This is a genomic window from Nonomuraea sp. ATR24, from assembly GCF_041950485.1.
GTDB classification, from domain to species: Bacteria; Actinomycetota; Actinomycetes; order Streptosporangiales; family Streptosporangiaceae; genus Nonomuraea; species Nonomuraea ceibae.
On the sequence record NZ_JBGNUU010000007.1, the window covers coordinates 228,826 to 246,549 of the forward strand.

Genomic DNA, 17,724 nt, shown 5'->3' on the forward strand with positions numbered 1-17,724 from the left:
GCGCGGGTCACGGCAGCAGGTGGCGCCAGCGTTCGGCGGACTCCAGGACGTCGAGGCTGATCCGCTCCAGGAAGGCGCCGCCGTGGGCGAGGCGGCGGCCGACGGGCGTCTCGGGGCCGAAGCTCTCGCCCGCCTGCTTGGCGGTCTCCGCCGCGTGGAGCGTCTGCCACGCGCTGGTCACGATCGCCTGGTACCAGGCGTCGTCGTCGACCACGTAGACGTCGCGGCGGCGTTGCGGATCGCGCTCGCGCCTGATCAGCCCCTGCTGGATCAGGTAGCCGACGGCCAGGGAGACCGAGGCGGGGCTGACCTTGAGCCGGTCGGACAGCCCGGCCGAGGTGAGCCTGCCCTCGTCGCTCAGCCACAGGGCGATGAGGACGCGGGCCATCATCCTGGGCAGCCCCATCGCGACCGCCATCTCGACGACGGTGTCCTCGGCCTGGGCGGCCCGGCCGGCATCGCCGTCGGCCGATCCGGCGGACCGGGGAGCGGCGTGGGGGCCGCGCCGGGCCCGCCGCTCGGTCGCCCGGTGGGCCTGCTCGGGCCGGTAGGCGGCGGGACCGCCGTTGCGGGCGATCTCCCGGCTGATCGTCGAGGTCGGCCGGTCGAGCCGCCGGGCGATCTCGGCATAGGGCAGCCCCTGGGCGAGCCCGGCCGAGATGCGCTGCCGGTCCCGCTGGGTCAAGCGTCCTCCAGGCATGCCGTCAGTATTGCGTTCGCCGCCATCCATTGCAACAAGTCGGTGCATTCGCCCCCATCGTCATTGCACCAGTTTCACGGCTCTGACCTGCGCAAATACAATCCGATTGATTGACAGCATTTCCGAACGCAACGTAGCTTTCAATGTATGTCGAACACGTACTATCGCGATGAGCCGGTCGCCCCGTCCCTGGACCGCGCGCCCGGCTGCCCCTTCGATCCCGCCCCCGCGCTCACCGCCCTGCGTGCCGAGCGGCCGATCGCCCGCCTGGCCACGCCCGAGGGCGCGCCCGGCGTGTGGCTGGCCACCGGCTACGGGGCGGTCCGGCAGATCCTCGCCGACCCGCGCTTCAGCTCCCGCTACGAGACCCTGTACCACCCGCTGATGGGCGGGCACCTGCCGCCGGCCCCCGTCGGCGACCTGACCGGCATGGACGCCCCCGAGCACACCCGCTTCCGCAAGCTGCTCACGGGCCGGTTCACCGTCCGCCGGATGAACCTGCTCACCGAACGGGTCACCGAGCTCACCCGCGAGCGGCTCGACGTCATGGAACGGCAGGGGCCGCCCGCCGACCTGCTCGACGTCTTCGCCCGGCCCGTCCCCGCGCTCATGATCTGCGAGCTGCTCGGCGTCCCGTACGAGGACCGCGACCGGTTCCAGGACCAGACGCGGACGCTCGCCGACGCCGGGACGGCGGAGGCCGCCGAGGCCCAGTACACCGCGTTCGCCGAGCTCGGCGTGTACCTGCGGGAGCTCGCGCTCGCCAAGCGCGCCCAGCCGACCGACGACCTCCTCAGCGACCTCGCGCGGGGCGGCGAGCTGGACGACGACGAGCTCGGCGGCGTGGCCGCCTTCCTGCTCAGCGCCGGGCTCGACACCACCGCCAACATGCTCGCGCTCGGCACCTACGCCCTGCTGCGCAACCCCGCGCAGCTCGCCGCCCTGCGCGCCGACCCCGGCCTGATCGGCGGCGCCGTCGAGGAGCTGCTGCGCTACCTGTCCATCGCCGCCCTCGGCATGCGCGGCGTGCGGGAGGACGTCGAGCTCGACGGCGTCCAGCTCCAGGCGGGCGACACGGTCGTCGTCGCGCTCGACGTCGCCAACCGGGACCCGGCCAAGTTCCCCGACCCCGACCTGCTCGACCTGCGCCGCGCCACCGCCGGGCACCTGGCGTTCGGCCACGGCGTGCACCAGTGCCTCGGCCAGCAGCTCGCCCGCGTCGAGATGCGCGTCGCCTTCCCCGCGCTGCTCGCCCGCTTCCCGGGCCTGCGCCTGGCCGTGCCGGAGCACGAGGTGCGGACGCGCACCGACCCCACGCAGGTGCAGGGCGTCATCAGCCTGCCCGTCACCTGGGACCGGAGGTGAGCGCGGTGGCGGACGCCGCCATCTCGGTGACCGGGCTGCGCAAGGCGTACGGGCCGCACCGCGTCCTGGACGGCATCGACCTCACCATCCCGCAGGGCACGATCTTCTCCCTGCTCGGCCCCAACGGCACGGGCAAGACCACCACGGTGCAGATCCTGTCCACGCTGATCAAGGCCGACGCCGGCGAGATCCGGGTGGCGGGGCACGACCTGGCCGCGGAGCCCGACAAGGTGCGTGCCGCGATCGGCGTCACCGGCCAGTTCTCGGCCGTGGACGGCTTCCTCACCGGCGAGGAGAACCTGCGGCTCATGGCCGACCTGCTCCACCTCGGCCGCGCCCGGGGCCGGGCACGCGCCCGCGACCTGCTGAAGCGCTTCGACCTCACGGAGGCCGCGGGCAAGCCGGCGGCCACCTACTCGGGCGGCATGCGGCGCAGGCTCGACCTGGCGATGACGATGGTCGGCACGCCCCGGCTCATCTTCCTCGACGAGCCGACCACCGGCCTGGACCCGCGCAGCCGCCGCACGATGTGGCAGATCGTCCGCGACCTGGTCGAGCAGGACGGCGTCACCATCTTCCTGACCACGCAGTACCTGGAGGAGGCCGACGAGCTGGCCGGCCGCATCGCCCTGCTCAGCCAGGGCGGGCTGGTCGCCGAGGGCACTCCGGACGAGCTCAAGCGGCTGGTGCCGGGCGGCCGCGTGGTCGTGCGTTTCGCCGACGCCGACGGCTACCGCAGGGTGGTCCCGCACCTGGGCGCCTCCTCGCGCAACGACGCGACGCTGACCGCACAGATCCCCAACGAGGGCGGCGTCAGGACGCTGAAGAAGCTGCTCGACTGGCTGGACGGCCAGGCCGTCGAGGTCGCCGAGCTGACCGTGCACAGCCCGGACCTGGACGACGTCTTCCTCACCCTCACCAAGGAGCCCGCCCGATGAACGCGGTCGTCGACTCGGTCACGATGCTGCGCCGCCAGGTCAAGCACATCTGGCGCTACCCGACGCTGATCATCACGTTCGCGGCCGTGCCCGTGGTGTTCCTGCTGCTGTTCGTCTTCGTCCTGGGCGGGACGATGGGCGTGGGCATCGGCGGCGACCGGGCCGCCTACACCGGCTACCTCACTCCCGGCATCTTGATCATGACGGTCGCGGCGGCCGCGCAGGGGACCGCGATCTCGGTGGCCACCGACATGACCGAAGGCATCATCGCCAGGTTCAAGACGATGGCCATCGCCCGGGTCTCGGTCCTGACCGGGCACGTGCTCGGCGCGATGGTGCAGACGTTCATCGCGATGGCGGTGGTGCTGCTGGCGGCGCTGCTGATCGGCTTCCGCCCGGCCGCCTCGGTGCTGGACTGGCTCGGCGTGGCCGCGGTGCTGGCGATGTTCACCTTCGCGATCACCTGGCTGGCGGTGGCGCTCGCGCTGATGTCCAAGAGCGTCGCCACGGCCAGCAACCTGCCGATGCCGCTGATGATGCTGCCGTTCCTGGGCAGCGGCTTCGTCCCGCCGGAGTCGATGCCGGCCGGGCTGCGCTGGTTCGCCGAGAACCAGCCGTTCACGCCGGTGATCGAGTCCCTGCGCGCGCTGCTGGACGGGCGCGCGCCGGGGGCGAGCCTGGCGCAGGCGGCGGTGTGGAGCGCGGTCATCGCGCTGACCGGCTATCTGCTGGCGCGGCGGCTCTACAACCGCTAGCCCGCGCGGGTCACAGGTGGATGGCGGTCTCGCTCGTCACGCGCGACAGCTTCTCGGGGTTGCGCACGTAGTACAGGCCGGTGACCAGGCCGTGCTCGACCCGCACGGCCAGGACGCCGTCGAGCTCGCCGTCGAGCCGGATCAGCATCGCGGGGCCGCCGTTGACCTGCGCCGGTTCGAGCGACATCGCGGCGCCGAACCTCTTCAGGCCGGTGGCGAAGACGCGGACGACCCGCTCGGCGCCGCGCACGGGCCGCAGCAGCGCCTGCTTGACGCCGCCGCCGTCGCTCAGGACGACGACGTCGGGGGCGAGGATGTCGAGCAGCCCCTGCAGGTCGCCCGTCTCGACCGCGCGCCGGAACGCCTCCAGCGCGCCCCGGATCTCGGCGGGCGAGGCGTCGCCGCGCGGCCGGCGGGCGGCGACGTGGGAGCGGGCCCGGTGGGCGATCTGCCGCACGGCGGCCGCGCTCTTGCCCACGGCGTCGGCGATCTCGTCGTAGCCCACGTCGAACACCTCGCGCAGCACGAACACCGCCCGCTCGGTCGGCGTGAGCGTCTCCAGCACCAGCAGCATCGCCATCGACACGCTGTCGGCCAGCTCCACGTCCTCGGCCACGTCGGGCGCGGTCAGCAGCGGCTCGGGCAGCCACGGCCCGACGTAGGACTCCTTGCGCCGGCCCAGGGCGCGCAGTCGCATCAGCGCCTGCCGGGTGGTGATCTTGACCAGGTAGGCGCGCGGGTCCTGCACGACCCCGAGGTCGACGCCCGCCCAGCGCATCCAGGTCTCCTGCAGCACGTCCTCGGCGTCGGCGGCGGAGCCGAGCATCTCGTACGCGACCGTGAACAGCAGGTTGCGGTGGGCGACGAACGCCTCGGTGGCGGGATCCGCGCCGCTGGACATGAGTGCTCCTGACTGGTCGTGCGCCATCGGTTTCGTGCACAAGATGCCACTTCCCCCGAATCTGTGACATCTCGACGTCACAAAGGCCGGGTCACCGGCATCTTCATGGCCGACCGAATGAACGACCCGCACATGACATGGGGAGTGGACATGGCAGTCCGTACGACGTCGGCGCTGATCACCGGGGGCAACAAGGGGCTGGGCCTGGAGGCCGCCCGGCGGCTCGGCGAGCTGGGGTGGACGATCTTTCTCGGCTCGCGTGACGAGGGCCGGGGGCGGGAGGCGGCCGGCAAGCTGGCCGCAGGCGGCGCGCACGTGGTCCTGGTGCCGCTGGACGTGACGTCGGAGGAGTCGGTGGCCGCCGCCGTCACGCTCGTCCGGGAGCACACCGACCGGCTGGACGTGCTGATCAACAACGCCGGCGCGTCCGGCAGGGGCGTTCCGCCCGCCGACGCGACGGCGGAGGAGATCCACGCCGTCTACGACACGAACGTGTACGGGCCGGTCAGGGTCACGCACGCGTTCCTGCCCCTGCTGCGCGAGGCCGAGTGCCCGCGGGTGGTGATGGTGTCGAGCGGCGCCGGCTCCTTCGCGGTGATCACCGACCCGGACCAGCCCTCCGCGTCGATGCACGAGCTCGCCTACGCCTCGTCCAAGGCCGCGCTGAACATGCTCACCGTCCGTTACGCGCAGGCGCTCCCGGAGATCAAGTTCAACGCCATCACGCCCGGCGAGGTCGTGAACCGCACCTACGCCGCCACCGACATGAACCACCACACCGGGACGCTGACCGTCACCGAGGGCACCGACTCGATCGTCAGGCTCGCGACGATCGGCGCGGACGGGCCGACCGGGACCTTCAGCGACCGGCTCGGCCCGATCTCGTGGTGAGCTCCGCCCCCGATCACCAGGGGCGGAGCTCGGTGAACAGCCGCAGCGTGACCGTCCTCGGCAGGAACCAGGCGGGCAGCCGCAGGTTCCGCGAGGAGAACACGGTCTCCAGGACGATCTTCACGTAGGGCCGCTCACCGGGGATCTCCGCGCACATGACCGTGACGGGGGAGCGCACCGCCTGGCTGCCGAAGCGCAGCCAGGCGTGCCCGTCGCGGTCGAGCTCGGCCGACTCCCAGCGCAGCACCGGCGGCTCGGCCCGGTGCGAGGGCAGGGGCAGCTCCAGCGCGAAGCCCGCCAGGGCGGCGTCGGGCCGCAGGTAGAAGGCGCCGTCGAGGCGCGTGGGCGCGAACAGGAGCCGGGGCCCCTTCAGGCCGCGCGCCGTCAGCTTCGCCTCGGTCGCCTCCAGGACGATGTGCCACGAGCCGGGGCCGGTGTGTGAAGGGATCGCCATGGCTCACCTCGCCGTGTCTCGAACGTGCGTCAGTCGCCCATAAGACGCCGCAGGCGCGCCGATTGTGACATCGGGCCACCCCGTGCGACGTCGCCGATGTCACATTTCCTGGCCCTGCGGCGTCTTAGTGGTGAACGCGGACAGAAAGGAAGTAGCACGCATGGAAACGGTCCCCGGCGGCGTCGCCCGGACATCGTCGTTCCTCGACGAACGCCTGGGAGCGGCCCGCTTCCTGAACCGCAACCTGCGCAAGATCTTCCCCGACCACTGGTCCTTCCTGCTGGGCGAGATCGCGCTCTACTCCTTCGTCATCCTGCTGCTCACCGGCACGTTCCTGACGTTCTGGTTCAAGCCGAGCATGAACCACGTGGTCTACGACGGCGTGTACGCCCCGCTGAAGGGCGTGCAGATGTCGGAGGCGTACGCCTCCACTCTGAAGATCAGCTTCGAGGTGCGCGGCGGGCTGCTCATCCGGCAGATCCACCACTGGTCCGCCCTGCTGTTCATCGGCGGCATGATGGTCCACGCGCTGCGCGTGTTCTTCACCGGCGCCTACCGCAAGCCGCGCGAGCTCACCTGGGTCATCGGCGTCACGATGCTCGCGCTGGCCCTGCTGGAGGGCCTGACGGGCTACTCGCTCCCCGACGACCTGCTGTCGGGCGCCGGCCTGCGGGTGACCCAGGGCGTGCTCATGTCGCTGCCGGTGGTCGGCACGTACGCGACCTTCCTGCTGTTCGGCGGCGAGTATCCGGGCGAGGACGTCGTCTCCCGCTTCTACGCGCTGCACATCCTGCTCATCCCGGGCATCCTGCTGGCGCTCGTCTCGGTGCACCTGGTGCTGATGTGGGTGCAGAAGCACACCCAGATGCCGGGCAAGGGCCGCACCCGCAAGAACGTCGTGGGCGCCCCGCTCTACCCGTCGTTCATGGCCAAGACCGGCGCGTTCTTCCTGTTCACGCTGGGCTCGGTGGCCGGGCTCGCCAGCTTCGCCCAGATCAACCCCGTGTGGCTGTACGGGCCCTACACCCCGGCCGACATCTCGGCCGGCTCCCAGCCCGACTTCTACCTGGGCTTCCTGGAGGGCGCGCTGCGCCTGATGCCCGCCTGGGAGGTCAACCTGTTCGGCACCGGCCAGGCGGGCACGGTGCCGCTGAGCGTCGTCGTCCCGGCGCTGGTGCCGCTCGGCCTCGTGCTCACGGGCATGGTGCTCTACCCGTTCCTGGAACGCTGGATCACCGGCGACCAGCGCGAGCACCACGTCCTCGACCGGCCGCGCAACAACCCGCACCGCACCGCGATCGGCATGACCACCGTCGTCTTCTACGGCGTGCTGTGGCTGCTGGGGGCCAACGACGAGCTCTCCGCCACCTTCCACATCAGCCTGAACACCACCACCTACGCCGGTCGCGTGCTGGTGATCGCCGGGCCCGTGCTCGCGTACGTCATCACGTACCGGATCTGCCTGGGCCTGCAGCGCTCCGACGCCGAGCTCGTCGGGCACGGCCTGCCGACCGGCGTGATCAAGCGGCTGCCCGGCGGCGCGTTCACCGAGGTGCACGCGCCGCTGGCCGAGGACATGGAGGCGCACCTGCGCGGCAAGGAGCCCGTGCCGATGCTCGCCGACGCCGCCCCCGCCGCCTCCGAGGTCCCGCCCGCCCGGCTGCGCGGCCCGCTCGGCCGGCTGCGCGCCCGCATGTCGCTCGCGTACGGCGGGGAGAAGGTCGCCCTGGACGAGGAGGAGCACGAGCGGACGCTCACGCGCTGAGGTCGAGGGCGTCCCGTACGGCGGGCGGCGATCGAGGGCAGGATGACACCGATGGGAAGGAACTCATGAACCCACGGGCGACCTCGGCACACCTTGAGGCCGCCCGCCTGAAGGAGAACACGATGGCCAAGTACCTGCTGCTCAAGCACTACCGGGGCGCGCCGGCCGCGGTCAACGACGTGCCGATGGACCGGTGGACGCCCGAGGAGCTGGCGGCCCACGTGCAGTACATGCGGGACTTCGCCGACCGGCTGGTGGAGTCCGGCGAGTACGTCGACAGCCGGGCGCTCTCGCCGGAGGGCACGTTCGTCCGCTACGACGGGGAGGGCCGGCCGCCGGTCACCGACGGCCCGTTCGCCGAGACCAAGGACCTGATCGCCGGCTGGATGCTCATCGACGTCGAGAGCTACGACCGGGCGCTCGAACTGGCCGCCGAGTTGTCGGCGGCCCCGGGCGCGGGCGGCGAGCCGGTCCGCGAGTGGCTGGAGGTCCGCCCGCTGCTGAGCGACGCGCCGGCCGACGCGGAGTGACGGGCGGTGGACGACTCCCTGCTGCGGATCCTCACCCCCGAGGTGATCGGCGTCCTCGTCCGTCGCGGAGCCGACTTCGCCGGGGCCGAGGACGCCGTGCAGGAGTCGCTGGCCGAGGCCGTGCGCGTGTGGCCGGACGACCCGCCGCGCGACCCCAAGGGCTGGCTGATCACCGTGGCGTGGCGCCGGTTCCTCGACGCCGCCCGCGCCGACGCCTCCCGGCGGCACCGCGAGGCGCGCGTCGAGGAGGAGCCGCCTCCGCTCCCCGGCCCGGCGGTGGACGACACGCTCCAGCTCCACTTCCTGTGCGCGCACCCGTCGCTGACGCCCGCCTCGGCGGTGGCGCTCACCCTGCGCGCGGTGGGCGGCCTGACGACGCGGCAGATCGCCCGGGCGTACCTGGTGCCGGAGGCGACGATGGCCCAGCGGATCAGCCGGGCCAAGCGGATCGTCTCAGGGGTCCGGTTCGACCGGCCGGGCGACCTCGCGACCGTGCTGCGGGTGCTCTACCTGGTGTTCAACGAGGGCTACTCGGGTGAGGTCGACCTGGCCGCCGAGGCGATCCGGCTCACCCGCCGGCTCGCGGCCATGACCAGGCACGAGGAGGTCGCGGGGCTGCTCGCGCTCATGCTGCTGCACCACGCGCGGCGCCCGGCGCGCACGGCCGCCGACGGCAACCTGGTGCCGCTCGCCGAGCAGGACCGCGGCCTGTGGGACACCCGCCTGATCGCCGAGGGCATCGACATCCTCCAGGCGGCGCTGGCCCGGGACCGCCTGGGCGAGTTCCAGGCCCAGGCGGCCATCGCCGCGCTGCACGCCGACGCCAGGACGGCCGAGGAGACCGACTGGGTGCAGATCGTCGAGTGGTACGACGAGCTCGTGCGGCTCACCGGCAGCCCGGTGGCGCGGCTCAACCGGGCGGTCGCCCTGGGCGAGGCCGACGGCCCCCGGGCAGGGCTGGCGGCCCTGGCGGAGCTGGACCCGGCCCTGCCGCGCCACACCGCCGCCGCCGCGTATCTGCACGAGCGGGCAGGCGACCTGGTGACGGCGGCACGGCTCTACGCGGAGGCCGCCGGGGAGGCGCCGAACCCGGCCGAGCGCGACCACCTGACCCGCCAGGCCGCCCGGCTGCGGGAGAGGGCCGGATAGCCGCCCTTCACGTCACGGGCGACGCCGCGCGGTGACCACGACCGCGGCGTACCCCATCGTGAAGGCGCCCCCCAAGGCGTCGACGGCGGCGCCGACGCCCGCCAGGACGTCGCGGAGCTTGCCGGGCGGGAGCTGGTTGTGGCCGCCGAACGTCGGAACCTGTTCCAGCCACTCGTCCCGGGTGTAGCGCCGTTCCCAGTCGAAGCGCCACCGCTCCGGCTCGTCGAACGCGTCCGCCTTCCGGATGCCGTCCTCGGCCCTGTCCAGCAGTGCGGTGTACGTCTCCACGTCGGGCACCGTACGGCTGAAGATCGGCAGCTCGGGCAGCACCCTGCGGTAGACCTCCGCGCAGGCTTCCGCGAAGTCGGCCGGAGGCTGGAACGCGTTCCAGAACAGCGCCAGCCGGCCGCCGGGCCGCAGCGCCTCCGCGGCCCTGGCGGCGCCCGCGACCGGGTCCACCCAGTGCCAGGCCTGCCCGGAGACGACCGCGTCGAAGGTCCGGCCGGCGCGGTCCCAGGTCTCGAAGGCCGCCACCTCGGTCTCGACCCCGGTGCGGCGGGCGAAGGCGGCCATCCGCTCGTCGGGCTCGACGCCGAGCACGCGGCAGCCCGCCTCCTGGAACTGCCGGGCCTCGATCCCGGTGCCGCTGCCGACGTCGAGCAGGTCGGCTCCGGGACTGCTCGCGACGATCCGCTCGATCAGGGCGCCGGGATAGCGGGGGCGGGTCCGGTCGTAGAGGGCTGCGTCCGCGCCGAACCCCTCGGCGACCTGGCGGGCATGATGGGGCTCGGAGGCCCCCAGCGATATAGTGGGCATGCGCCCACCATAGTGGGCAACTGCCCACTCGACAAGGAGGACGCACGATGCCGACCGGTGTGGCCATTCGCGACGTGCGCGATCAGCTGTTCGACGCGGCCGAGCGCATCCTGCTCCGCGACGGGCCCAACGCGCTGACCAGCCGGGCGGTGACCACCGAGGCGGGCTGCGCCAAGGGCGTCCTGCACCGGCACTTCGCCGACTTCGACGCCTTCCTCGCCGAGTTCGTGCTCGACCGCGTCCACCGGATGGCCCCGCAGATCACCGCCCTGCGCGAGGCCGCGGGCACCGGGACCGTCGCCGGCAACCTCACGGCCGCGCTGTCGGCCCTGTTCGAGTCGGTCGCGGTGGCGATCGTCGCGCTCGTCGTCTTCCGCGACGAGCTGCGCGCCCGGCTGCGCGAGACGTGGCCCGTCGGCATCCCGGTCCTGACGGAGGCCGCGACCATGCTGGCCGCCTACCTCGCCGCCGAACGCGAGCTGGGCCGCGTCGCCGCCGACGCCGACGTCGACACGCTCGGCGCCACCCTGATCGGCGCCGGCCACCTGCTCTACGCCGACCGCACCGGCGCCCGGCCCGAGCCGGACGCCGTGCACCGGATGGTGACCACGGTCGTCGGCGGCGTCACGCGCGGCTGAACCGCTCGGCGTTGGCGCGGATCGCCTCGCGCAGCCACTCGGCCGCGCCCGGCCGCGTGCCGGCCTCGATGCCCGCCCGGAAGCGCGGGTCGTCCACGTACAGCTCGCCCTTCAGCACGTGGAAGTCGTGCGTGGTGTCGTAGAACCAGCGCGAGATGTGCTGCCGCTGCGCCTCGGCCACGTCCATGGCCGCCTCGCCGGCCGGGTCGGCGCCGGCGTCCATCAGCTCGCGGATGCGCGCCTCGATCGCCGCGTTGTCGCTCTTGATCCGCTCCCAGTCCTCCTTGCCGTAGGTCGCGACCCGCTTCGCCGACTGCGCGTACGCCTCGGAGTCGCCCCACCGCTGCTCGACCTCGTCCAGGTACTCCTCTTCCCGGTCGGCCCACTCGCCCCAGACCTCACGCTTCTCCTCGGCGGTGAGGGGGGACGTCATCTTCTTCTTCGCCATGCCGGTGACCGTACGGACTCACGTCACGTGAGAGTCAAGCCGTCGTGTGACCGAATTTCTGAATTCCAATTTCTGGAAAACAGAAATGCTAGAGTGCGCCAATGACCGCCCCGGACGACGCCGTCACCGTGACCCCGTGCAAGCAGTGCGGAGCGGCGATCGAGCAGAAGCGGGGCCGGGGCCGGCCCAAGGAATACTGTCCGGGCCGCGACTGCCAGGCCACGGCCAAGCGCGAGCGGGAGCTGCGGCGGGCCACACCGGGCTTGGAAGGGGCGCTGGCCAGGGCCGAGCAGCTCTACGAGCGGATGGAGAGCGGGCTCGCGGCGGCCATCGAGCCGCTGGCGCGGGCGCTGGCCGAGGAGCTGAGCCCCGCCGGGGTCGAGGCCCGGCTCAGCGCCGTGCAGGCGGAAGCATACACGCGGGTGGCGATCGCGCGCACCGAGCGCGAGCAGGCCTTCGAGCAGGTACGACTGGCCCGCGAGGCCACCGAGCACGCCCGGCGGCAGACGGCCGACATGCGGGTGCGGCTGGAGGAGGCCGAGGCCGAGCGTGACACCGCGCTGGCCGACGCCGAACGGGCCAGGGAGCAGGCGCTCGCCGCGCTGCGGGAGGCGGCCAGCACCGAGCGGCAGGCGTTGCAGGCCGCGGAGGAGGCGGGGCGGCGCGCGGAGGCGGCCGAGCGGCGGGCCGAGGAGGCGGCGCGGCACGTCGAGCTGGTCGAGCGGGCCAGGGATCAGGCCGTTCAGGAGCTGGCCGAGCGCGTCGAGGCGGCCCAGGCGCGCACCGAGGAGGCCCGCGCGCAGGCCGTACAGGCCGCCGAGGAGGCCGAGCGGGCGCGGCGGGAGAGCGAGCGCGCCCGGGAGGAGACGGCGGCGGCCGGGCGCGAGCGTGACCAGGTGCTGCTCGACCTGCGGCTGGAGCGGGCGCGGCTGGAGGATCTGCGGGCCGAGCTGGAGGCGTCCCGGGCGGAGGCCGAGCGGCTGCGCGAACGCGCGGTGGCGGCGGAGCTGCGCAACCGCTGACCACAGCGAATGGCACGGCACGTGCCGTATTGACACGAGCGGAACGCCGCCCGCACACTTGCCCTCGAAACGGTACGACACGTGCCGTTCAGAGCATGAAGGGGAAGTCATGCGTGGCCATCCGCCGGCGCTGCGGCTCGCCGGCCTGTCCAAGACGTTCGGGCCCAAGCGCGCGGTCGACGCCCTCGACCTGGAGGTGCCCGACGGGTCGTTCTTCGGCCTGGTCGGGCCCAACGGGGCGGGTAAGACCACCTCCTTGTCCATGGCGATCGGCCTGCTGCGGCCGGACGCGGGCCGCGCCGAGATCTTCGGCGTCGACGTGTGGGCCGACGCGCCCGCCGCCAAGCGCCTCATCGGCGTCCTGCCCGACGGGCTCGCCCTGCCCGAACGGCTGACCGGCCGCGAGCTGCTGCGCTTCACCGGCCTGCTGCGCGGCATGGACCGCGCCGACGTCGACCGGCGCGCGGACGAGCTGCTGGCCGTCCTGGACCTGGACGGCGCCGGCCGCACGCTGGTGATGGAGTACTCGACCGGCATGCGCAAGAAGATCGGGCTGGCCACCGCGCTGCTGCACGCGCCGAGGCTGCTGGTGCTGGACGAGCCGCTGGAGGCGGTCGACCCCGTCTCGGCGGCGACGATCAAGGTCATCCTGCGCCGCTACGTCGAGGGCGGCGGGACGGTCGTGCTGTCCAGCCACGTCATGGCCGTGGTGGAGCAGCTCTGCGACCACGTGGCCGTGATCGCGTCCGGCCGGGTCGTGGCCGCCGGGCCGCTGGCGGCGGTGCGCGGCGGTCTGAGCCTGGAGGAGCGGTTCGTGAGCCTGGTCGGCGGCCAGCTGCCTGAGGTGGGGGAGCTGGCGTGGCTGGCGTCCTGATCCGGATGAAGCTGGCCGTCCTGCGCAACTCCATGACCGGCCCGCGCGCGGCCCAGATGATCACCGGCGGGCTGGTGGGGCTCGCGCTGGCCGCGGGCGTCCTGCTGCTGGCCGGACAGCACTACCCCGTCGCCGAGCTGCGGTTCGACCTCGTCGCCGCCGCGCTGGCCGTGTGGACGGCGGGCTGGCTGCTGGGCCCGGCGCTGTTCGGCGGCGGCGACGAGACGCTGCGCCCGGAGCATTTCGCGCTGCACTCGTTCACGCACCGCGCGCTGGCGACGGGGCTGGCCGCGACCGCATTCGTCGGCGTCGCCCCCGTGGTCACGCTGGTGGCGCTCGCCGCGCTCGTGGTCGCGGGCGTCACGGCCGGGCTCGGGCCGGCGGCCGTCGCCGTCGGCGTGCTCGCCGCCGTGCTGCAGCTCGGCGGCACGGTCCTGGCGTCCAAGCTGGTCACCGCGCTGCTCGGCCAGGTCATGCGGTCGCGCACGGGAGCGGCGCTGGCCGGGTTCGTCAGCGCCGCCCTCCTGGCCGGGACGCACTCGGGCTGGGTGCTGTCGCCGCTGGTGGGGGAGGCGCTGCGCACCGGGTTCCCCCCGGCGTTCTCCGCCTGGGTGCACGCCCTGCCGTCCGGGTGGGGCCTGACCTCCGTCCGGGCGGCCGGGCGCGGCGACTGGCTCACCACGGCCGCGGCCCTCGCCGGGCTGGCGGCGCTCGGCGTCGCCTGCCTGGCCGGCTGGTCGGTGCTGCTGCGCCGCCGGTTGACCACGCGCCGGGCGAGCGGGCGGCCCGTGCGCGCCTCCGCCGACCGGTGGGTACGCGGCCCGGTCACCGCCGTCGCCGCCCGCGAGCTGCGCACCTGGACCCGTGACCTGCTGCGTTTCCACCTCGCGTGCTTCGCGCTCGGCTACGCGATGGTGTTCTGCCTGCTGCCGCTGGCCGTCCGCGCGCCCGTCTTCCTGCCGTGGACCGGGCTGCTGTTCGCGCTGTGGACCGCCGCCGTGTCGGCCAACCTCTACGGCGAGGACGGCACCGAGCTGTGGGGCAAGCTGATGATCCCCGGCGCCGCCCGGCACGACGTCCGGGGCCGCCAGCTCGGCTGGCTGCTGGTCGCCGCGCCGCCCACCCTCGTCCTGACGATCGCCTTCACGGCGCTCTCCGGGCAGTACGCGCTGTGGCCGTGGCCGGCCGCGCTCGTCCCCGCGCTGCTGGGCGGCGGCGCCGGCGTGACCGTGCTCGTCTCGGTGCTGCGCCCGGTGCCGATGGCCGACCCGCACCGGCGCGGCGGCAACCTGCTGGACAACGGCACCGACTTCACCCAGGTGCTGCTGGTGCTGATCCTCACCGCGGCCTGCGCCGCGCCCGCCTTCTTCGCCGTACGCCTCGGTCCCGTGTGGGCGGGGCCCGTGGTGGGCGTGGTGAGCGGAGCGGCGCTGGCCTGGCTGCTCGGCCGGGTCGCCGCGGCCGTCCTGGGCCGCACCGCGCCGGAGCTCCTCCACCTGCTGCGCACCGGCTCCCGGCCCGCCCGCCGCCGGCCGTCCCTGCCTCTGGTCCCGCCCCGGGTGACGGCGGCCCACCGGGTCCGGCCGCAGCGGCCCGACGCCTGGCTGGAACGGCTCGGGCTCGACCTGGCCCCGGCCGGGCGGCGCGCGTACGTGATCGTCAGCCTGACGCTGTGCTGGGTGCCGCTGGTGGCGCAGGGCGTCGTCCCCGCGCTCATGCTGTCCGGCGGCGCGGCCGAGCGGTCCTGGTTCCTGGCGCTGCACGTGCCCGACGGGCTGCGCTGGCCGGTCATCGCGGTGATGATCGCGCTGGGGCTCGTGCTGCTGGTCACCGGGCTGGCGACAGGACTGTACTACCTGGCCAAGTCCCGGGTCCGCGCCGCGGGATGACCGTCAGGGGGCGTCGCGCAGCCCGAGGACGTAGGACGCGGTGAGCGCGACGGCACGGTCCCCGTCCTGGGACAGCTCCGTCAGGGTCCGGGAGGCCACGGCGCCCGGGATGTCGGCGAGCGCCTGAGGCAGCCGCCGGCGTGCCGCCGGATCGACTCCCGCGGGGGCGAGGCGATCGGCGAGCATGGTGGCGATCCGGTCGGCCAGCGCGGGATCGGCCGCCAGCGCGCTGAGCGCGTCGGCCGCCTCGACGTCCTTCGTCCCCTCGACGACCATGTCGACGAGCGTCGGGACCGCGTCGGCCACCCCGCGCGGCCCCAGGGCCAGGGCCGCGTGCCTGCGGACCACCGGGTCCGGGCTCGCCAGGGCGTCGCGCAGCGGCGCGGCCGCCTCCTCGCCGGGAAGCTCGGCGAGGGACCGGACGGCGCGCTCGCGCACCTCGGCCGCCGGCGAGGACAGACCCTCGGCCAGCAGCGCCGGCCCGTCGCCGCCCGAGCGCGCCAGTGCCCAGCGCAGCGCGCCCGCGACGTGCGGGTTCGACTCGCTGAGCACCGCCTCGGCCAGCGCCTCCACCGGCACCGCCGCCTCCTGGACCGACGACAGGGCCGCGTGCTGCCGCCTCCCGGCGCTCTTCGAGCCCAGCGCCTGGAGGAGCGCGACGGCCTGGAGGATGTCCTCCCACCCCTCCGGCTCCGCCGCGCCGATCCGGCGCAGCCGCGTCAGCAGCTCCGTCTCGGCGGCGATGCGCTCCTGGGTCCGGCGGATGAGATCGTCGACGAGCGCGTCCGGGGTGAAGTCGGGATCGTCGAGCGCGCGGCCGACGTCACGCAGCGACAGCCCCAGCGAGCGCAGGCTCTCGATGTGGAAGATCCGCCGGATGTCCTCGGCGGAGTACTCCCGGTAGCCGCCGCTGGTGCGGCCCGTCGGCCGCACCAGGCCGAGCGCGTCGTAGTGCCTGAGCATGCGCGCGCTGACCCCGGACCGTCGCGCCACCTCACCGATCAGCACCGCCTGCCGCTCCTCCTCACCTGTCGCTGCTGCTCACCCTGTCACTCCACCCTGTCACTCCACGCTCTTACTCCACGCCGAGCGCCACGGCGCGCTTGGCCTCCTCGATCGCGAACTCGAACCCGGCGTCGGGGTCGCGCAGCAGCAGCTCGGTGGCCGCCGCGTGCGTGCGCACCCGAGGGTCGTGGTCCGCCGCGGCGGCGCGCAGGGCCGGCTCGATCACCTCGCCGAGCGCCACCAGCGCCCGGCTGAGGCTCAGCTGCACCTCACGCCCGCCCCGCCCGAGCTGCGCGGCCAGCGCCACGGCCAGCTCCGGCCACTCGTCCTCGGGCGCGAGCGCGACCGCCGCCCGCCAGGCGCTCCGCGCCACCTCGTCGTCGGCGTCGGCCAGCACCCGCGGCGTGATCGCCGGCCAGGCCAGCCGATCCCCGATCTTGGACAGGGTGTGCAGCGCCTGGCTCCGTGCCTGCGCCCGCTCCGAGCGTACTTCCTCTACCAGCACCGGGACCGTCAGCGACGCCGGATGGCGCGTGAGCGCCCACGTCAGCATCTCCCGCACCTGGAAGTCGGGCTCGACCGCGCACCGCTCGACGAGCGCGCCGACGAACCCCGGGTCAGGCGTCGTGCCGGCCGCCATCGCGGCCCGCAGCCGCACCGACGCACCGTCGTCCGCCAACCCTCGCACGACCTGAACCGTAACCGTCTCCTGCAGCGGCATGGGGCCACCTCCTCGGCCCCAGTGAAGACCTTGTCACGGTGTCAAGGTCAACCGGGATCAAGCGCTCAGCCGGGCAGGCGCCACTTGCACAGCTTCTCGACACACAGCTCGGAGGTCGTCTTCCGGGGGTCCGGCGCCTTGATCGGCACCTTGCCGCCCCACCGCTCGTAGCGGGTGTCGACGTGGACGGTCTTCCCCACCAGCTCGTCGAGGCCGGCGGCGAGCGTGAACGTGCTCCGCACCCCGCTGACCAGGCCCGACGGGCTCAGCGTGAGGGTGTAGGAGACTCTCGTGCCCCCGTCCCAGCCGATGTGCGAGGCGTGCTCCGCCCACCGGGAGACCCGCTCGAGCTCCTTGAACGTGATCGCGCCGGTGACGGTGTCGCCGCTCCGCACCCCGTTCCTCAGCAGGGCGGCCAGCGTGGCGGGCTCGCCCGGGTTGACGAGCTGCTCGTCATACCCCAGCAGCTCGGTGTGCCAGAGGTGTGTCTGGTGGCGGTCCTGCCACCAGGTCTTGCCCTTCTTCAGCCACTTCCCCACAACACCGCCGGAACGGTAGCTGGTGCCGCCGATGCGGTGGTTGAAGCCGATGGCCCGCTCGGGACCGTGCACGCCGCCGGTGGTGGTGACGTCCAGGGCCTTGACGCGCCCCTCGGCGTCGAGCTCGAAGGCGCCCCTGCGCCGGAGCTCGGCCTGCTCGAAGGCGCCGTCGGCGAGGGTGGCCGTCTCGGTGAAGCTCACGCCGCGCCCGGGGCCCAGAACGGCCTTCAGCGCCTGGACAGGGTCCTTGGCCGCCGCCTGCGCGGGGGCGGCGCCCGCCAGCAGCGCGCCCAGTGCCGCCAACGAGATGATCAGCCGTCTCAT

At 73.7% G+C, this 17,724-nt stretch carries 19 protein-coding genes; 11 read left to right on the top strand and 8 right to left on the bottom strand.

Annotation, left to right across the window (positions count from 1 at the left end):
• Positions 1-7 precede the first annotated feature (7 nt).
• On the bottom strand, positions 8-685 hold the full coding sequence (locus tag ACBI99_RS20300; RefSeq protein ID WP_372455372.1) for a helix-turn-helix domain-containing protein: 678 nt from the start codon (positions 683-685) through the stop codon (positions 8-10).
• A gap of 162 nt (positions 686-847) precedes the next feature.
• Between ACBI99_RS20300 and ACBI99_RS20305 the strand changes: the two genes are divergently transcribed.
• From ACBI99_RS20305 to ACBI99_RS20315, 3 genes are read left to right on the top strand one after another with little or no spacing between them, the layout of a single operon-like run.
• Complete coding sequence (locus tag ACBI99_RS20305; RefSeq protein ID WP_375073070.1) at positions 848-2,065, top strand: cytochrome P450; 1,218 nt, start codon at positions 848-850, stop codon at positions 2,063-2,065.
• A gap of 5 nt (positions 2,066-2,070) precedes the next feature.
• Positions 2,071-3,003 carry an ATP-binding cassette domain-containing protein gene (locus tag ACBI99_RS20310; RefSeq protein WP_375073071.1) on the top strand — a complete coding sequence of 311 codons (933 nt, stop codon included), beginning with the start codon at positions 2,071-2,073 and terminating at the stop codon, positions 3,001-3,003.
• A complete protein-coding gene (locus tag ACBI99_RS20315; RefSeq protein WP_219507651.1) occupies positions 3,000-3,758 on the top strand; it encodes an ABC transporter permease in 759 nt (252 codons plus the stop codon). The genes ACBI99_RS20310 and ACBI99_RS20315 overlap by 4 nt, the downstream gene beginning before the upstream one ends.
• Before the next feature lie 10 nt (positions 3,759-3,768).
• Here the strand turns inward: ACBI99_RS20315 and ACBI99_RS20320 are convergent, their stop codons facing one another.
• Complete coding sequence (locus ACBI99_RS20320) at positions 3,769-4,659, bottom strand: RNA polymerase sigma-70 factor (protein WP_219507653.1); 891 nt, start codon at positions 4,657-4,659, stop codon at positions 3,769-3,771.
• Between the two features lie 150 nt (positions 4,660-4,809).
• Here ACBI99_RS20320 and ACBI99_RS20325 point away from each other — a divergent pair, with 150 nt between their 5' ends.
• Positions 4,810-5,550, top strand: coding sequence for an SDR family NAD(P)-dependent oxidoreductase (locus ACBI99_RS20325; protein WP_219507655.1), 741 nt, complete (start codon positions 4,810-4,812; stop codon positions 5,548-5,550).
• A gap of 13 nt (positions 5,551-5,563) precedes the next feature.
• Here ACBI99_RS20325 and ACBI99_RS20330 read toward each other — a convergent pair whose 3' ends face one another.
• On the bottom strand, positions 5,564-6,004 hold the full coding sequence (locus tag ACBI99_RS20330; RefSeq protein WP_357587982.1) for a hypothetical protein: 441 nt from the start codon (positions 6,002-6,004) through the stop codon (positions 5,564-5,566).
• 160 nt (positions 6,005-6,164) lie between these two features.
• Between ACBI99_RS20330 and ACBI99_RS20335 the strand changes: the two genes are divergently transcribed.
• The 3 genes from ACBI99_RS20335 to ACBI99_RS20345 all read left to right on the top strand — a co-directional run bounded on the left by ACBI99_RS20335 (position 6,165) and on the right by ACBI99_RS20345 (position 9,448).
• A complete protein-coding gene (locus tag ACBI99_RS20335; RefSeq protein WP_375073072.1) occupies positions 6,165-7,769 on the top strand; it encodes a cytochrome bc complex cytochrome b subunit in 1,605 nt (534 codons plus the stop codon).
• Between the two features lie 122 nt (positions 7,770-7,891).
• Positions 7,892-8,299, top strand: coding sequence for a YciI family protein (locus ACBI99_RS20340; RefSeq protein ID WP_219507661.1), 408 nt, complete (start codon positions 7,892-7,894; stop codon positions 8,297-8,299).
• Positions 8,300-8,305: 6 nt separating this feature from the next.
• A complete protein-coding gene (locus ACBI99_RS20345; RefSeq protein ID WP_375073073.1) occupies positions 8,306-9,448 on the top strand; it encodes an RNA polymerase sigma factor in 1,143 nt (380 codons plus the stop codon).
• Between the two features lie 12 nt (positions 9,449-9,460).
• On the opposite strand, the gene ACBI99_RS20350 is transcribed toward ACBI99_RS20345, so the two are convergent.
• Positions 9,461-10,264: a class I SAM-dependent methyltransferase gene (locus ACBI99_RS20350; protein ID WP_375073074.1), complete on the bottom strand. Its 804-nt coding sequence runs from the start codon at positions 10,262-10,264 to the stop codon at positions 9,461-9,463.
• A 47-nt stretch (positions 10,265-10,311) separates the two neighbouring features.
• Here ACBI99_RS20350 and ACBI99_RS20355 point away from each other — a divergent pair, with 47 nt between their 5' ends.
• Complete coding sequence (locus ACBI99_RS20355) at positions 10,312-10,902, top strand: TetR/AcrR family transcriptional regulator (protein ID WP_219507666.1); 591 nt, start codon at positions 10,312-10,314, stop codon at positions 10,900-10,902.
• Here the strand turns inward: ACBI99_RS20355 and ACBI99_RS20360 are convergent.
• The gene (locus ACBI99_RS20360; RefSeq protein ID WP_357587992.1) at positions 10,889-11,350 is read right to left on the bottom strand and encodes a TipAS antibiotic-recognition domain-containing protein; all 462 of its coding nucleotides are present in this window, start codon (positions 11,348-11,350) and stop codon (positions 10,889-10,891) included. The genes ACBI99_RS20355 and ACBI99_RS20360 overlap by 14 nt on opposite strands.
• Positions 11,351-11,451: 101 nt before the next feature.
• Between ACBI99_RS20360 and ACBI99_RS20365 the strand changes: the two genes are divergently transcribed.
• The 3 genes from ACBI99_RS20365 (at position 11,452) to ACBI99_RS20375 (ending at position 15,135) form a co-directional block, all read left to right on the top strand.
• On the top strand, positions 11,452-12,372 hold the full coding sequence (locus tag ACBI99_RS20365) for a hypothetical protein (RefSeq protein ID WP_219507669.1): 921 nt from the start codon (positions 11,452-11,454) through the stop codon (positions 12,370-12,372).
• A gap of 109 nt (positions 12,373-12,481) precedes the next feature.
• Complete coding sequence (locus tag ACBI99_RS20370) at positions 12,482-13,246, top strand: ABC transporter ATP-binding protein (RefSeq protein WP_357587994.1); 765 nt, start codon at positions 12,482-12,484, stop codon at positions 13,244-13,246.
• Positions 13,231-15,135: a hypothetical protein gene (locus tag ACBI99_RS20375; protein WP_375073075.1), complete on the top strand. Its 1,905-nt coding sequence runs from the start codon at positions 13,231-13,233 to the stop codon at positions 15,133-15,135. The genes ACBI99_RS20370 and ACBI99_RS20375 overlap by 16 nt, the downstream gene beginning before the upstream one ends.
• Positions 15,136-15,138: 3 nt before the next feature.
• On the opposite strand, the gene ACBI99_RS20380 is transcribed toward ACBI99_RS20375, so the two are convergent.
• The 3 genes from ACBI99_RS20380 to ACBI99_RS20390 all read right to left on the bottom strand — a co-directional run bounded on the left by ACBI99_RS20380 (position 15,139) and on the right by ACBI99_RS20390 (position 17,724).
• Complete coding sequence (locus ACBI99_RS20380; protein WP_357587998.1) at positions 15,139-16,143, bottom strand: MerR family transcriptional regulator; 1,005 nt, start codon at positions 16,141-16,143, stop codon at positions 15,139-15,141.
• A gap of 67 nt (positions 16,144-16,210) precedes the next feature.
• On the bottom strand, positions 16,211-16,861 hold the full coding sequence (locus tag ACBI99_RS20385; RefSeq protein ID WP_375073076.1) for a HEAT repeat domain-containing protein: 651 nt from the start codon (positions 16,859-16,861) through the stop codon (positions 16,211-16,213).
• A 65-nt stretch (positions 16,862-16,926) separates the two neighbouring features.
• Positions 16,927-17,724, bottom strand: coding sequence for a hypothetical protein (locus ACBI99_RS20390; RefSeq protein WP_219507678.1), 798 nt, complete (start codon positions 17,722-17,724; stop codon positions 16,927-16,929).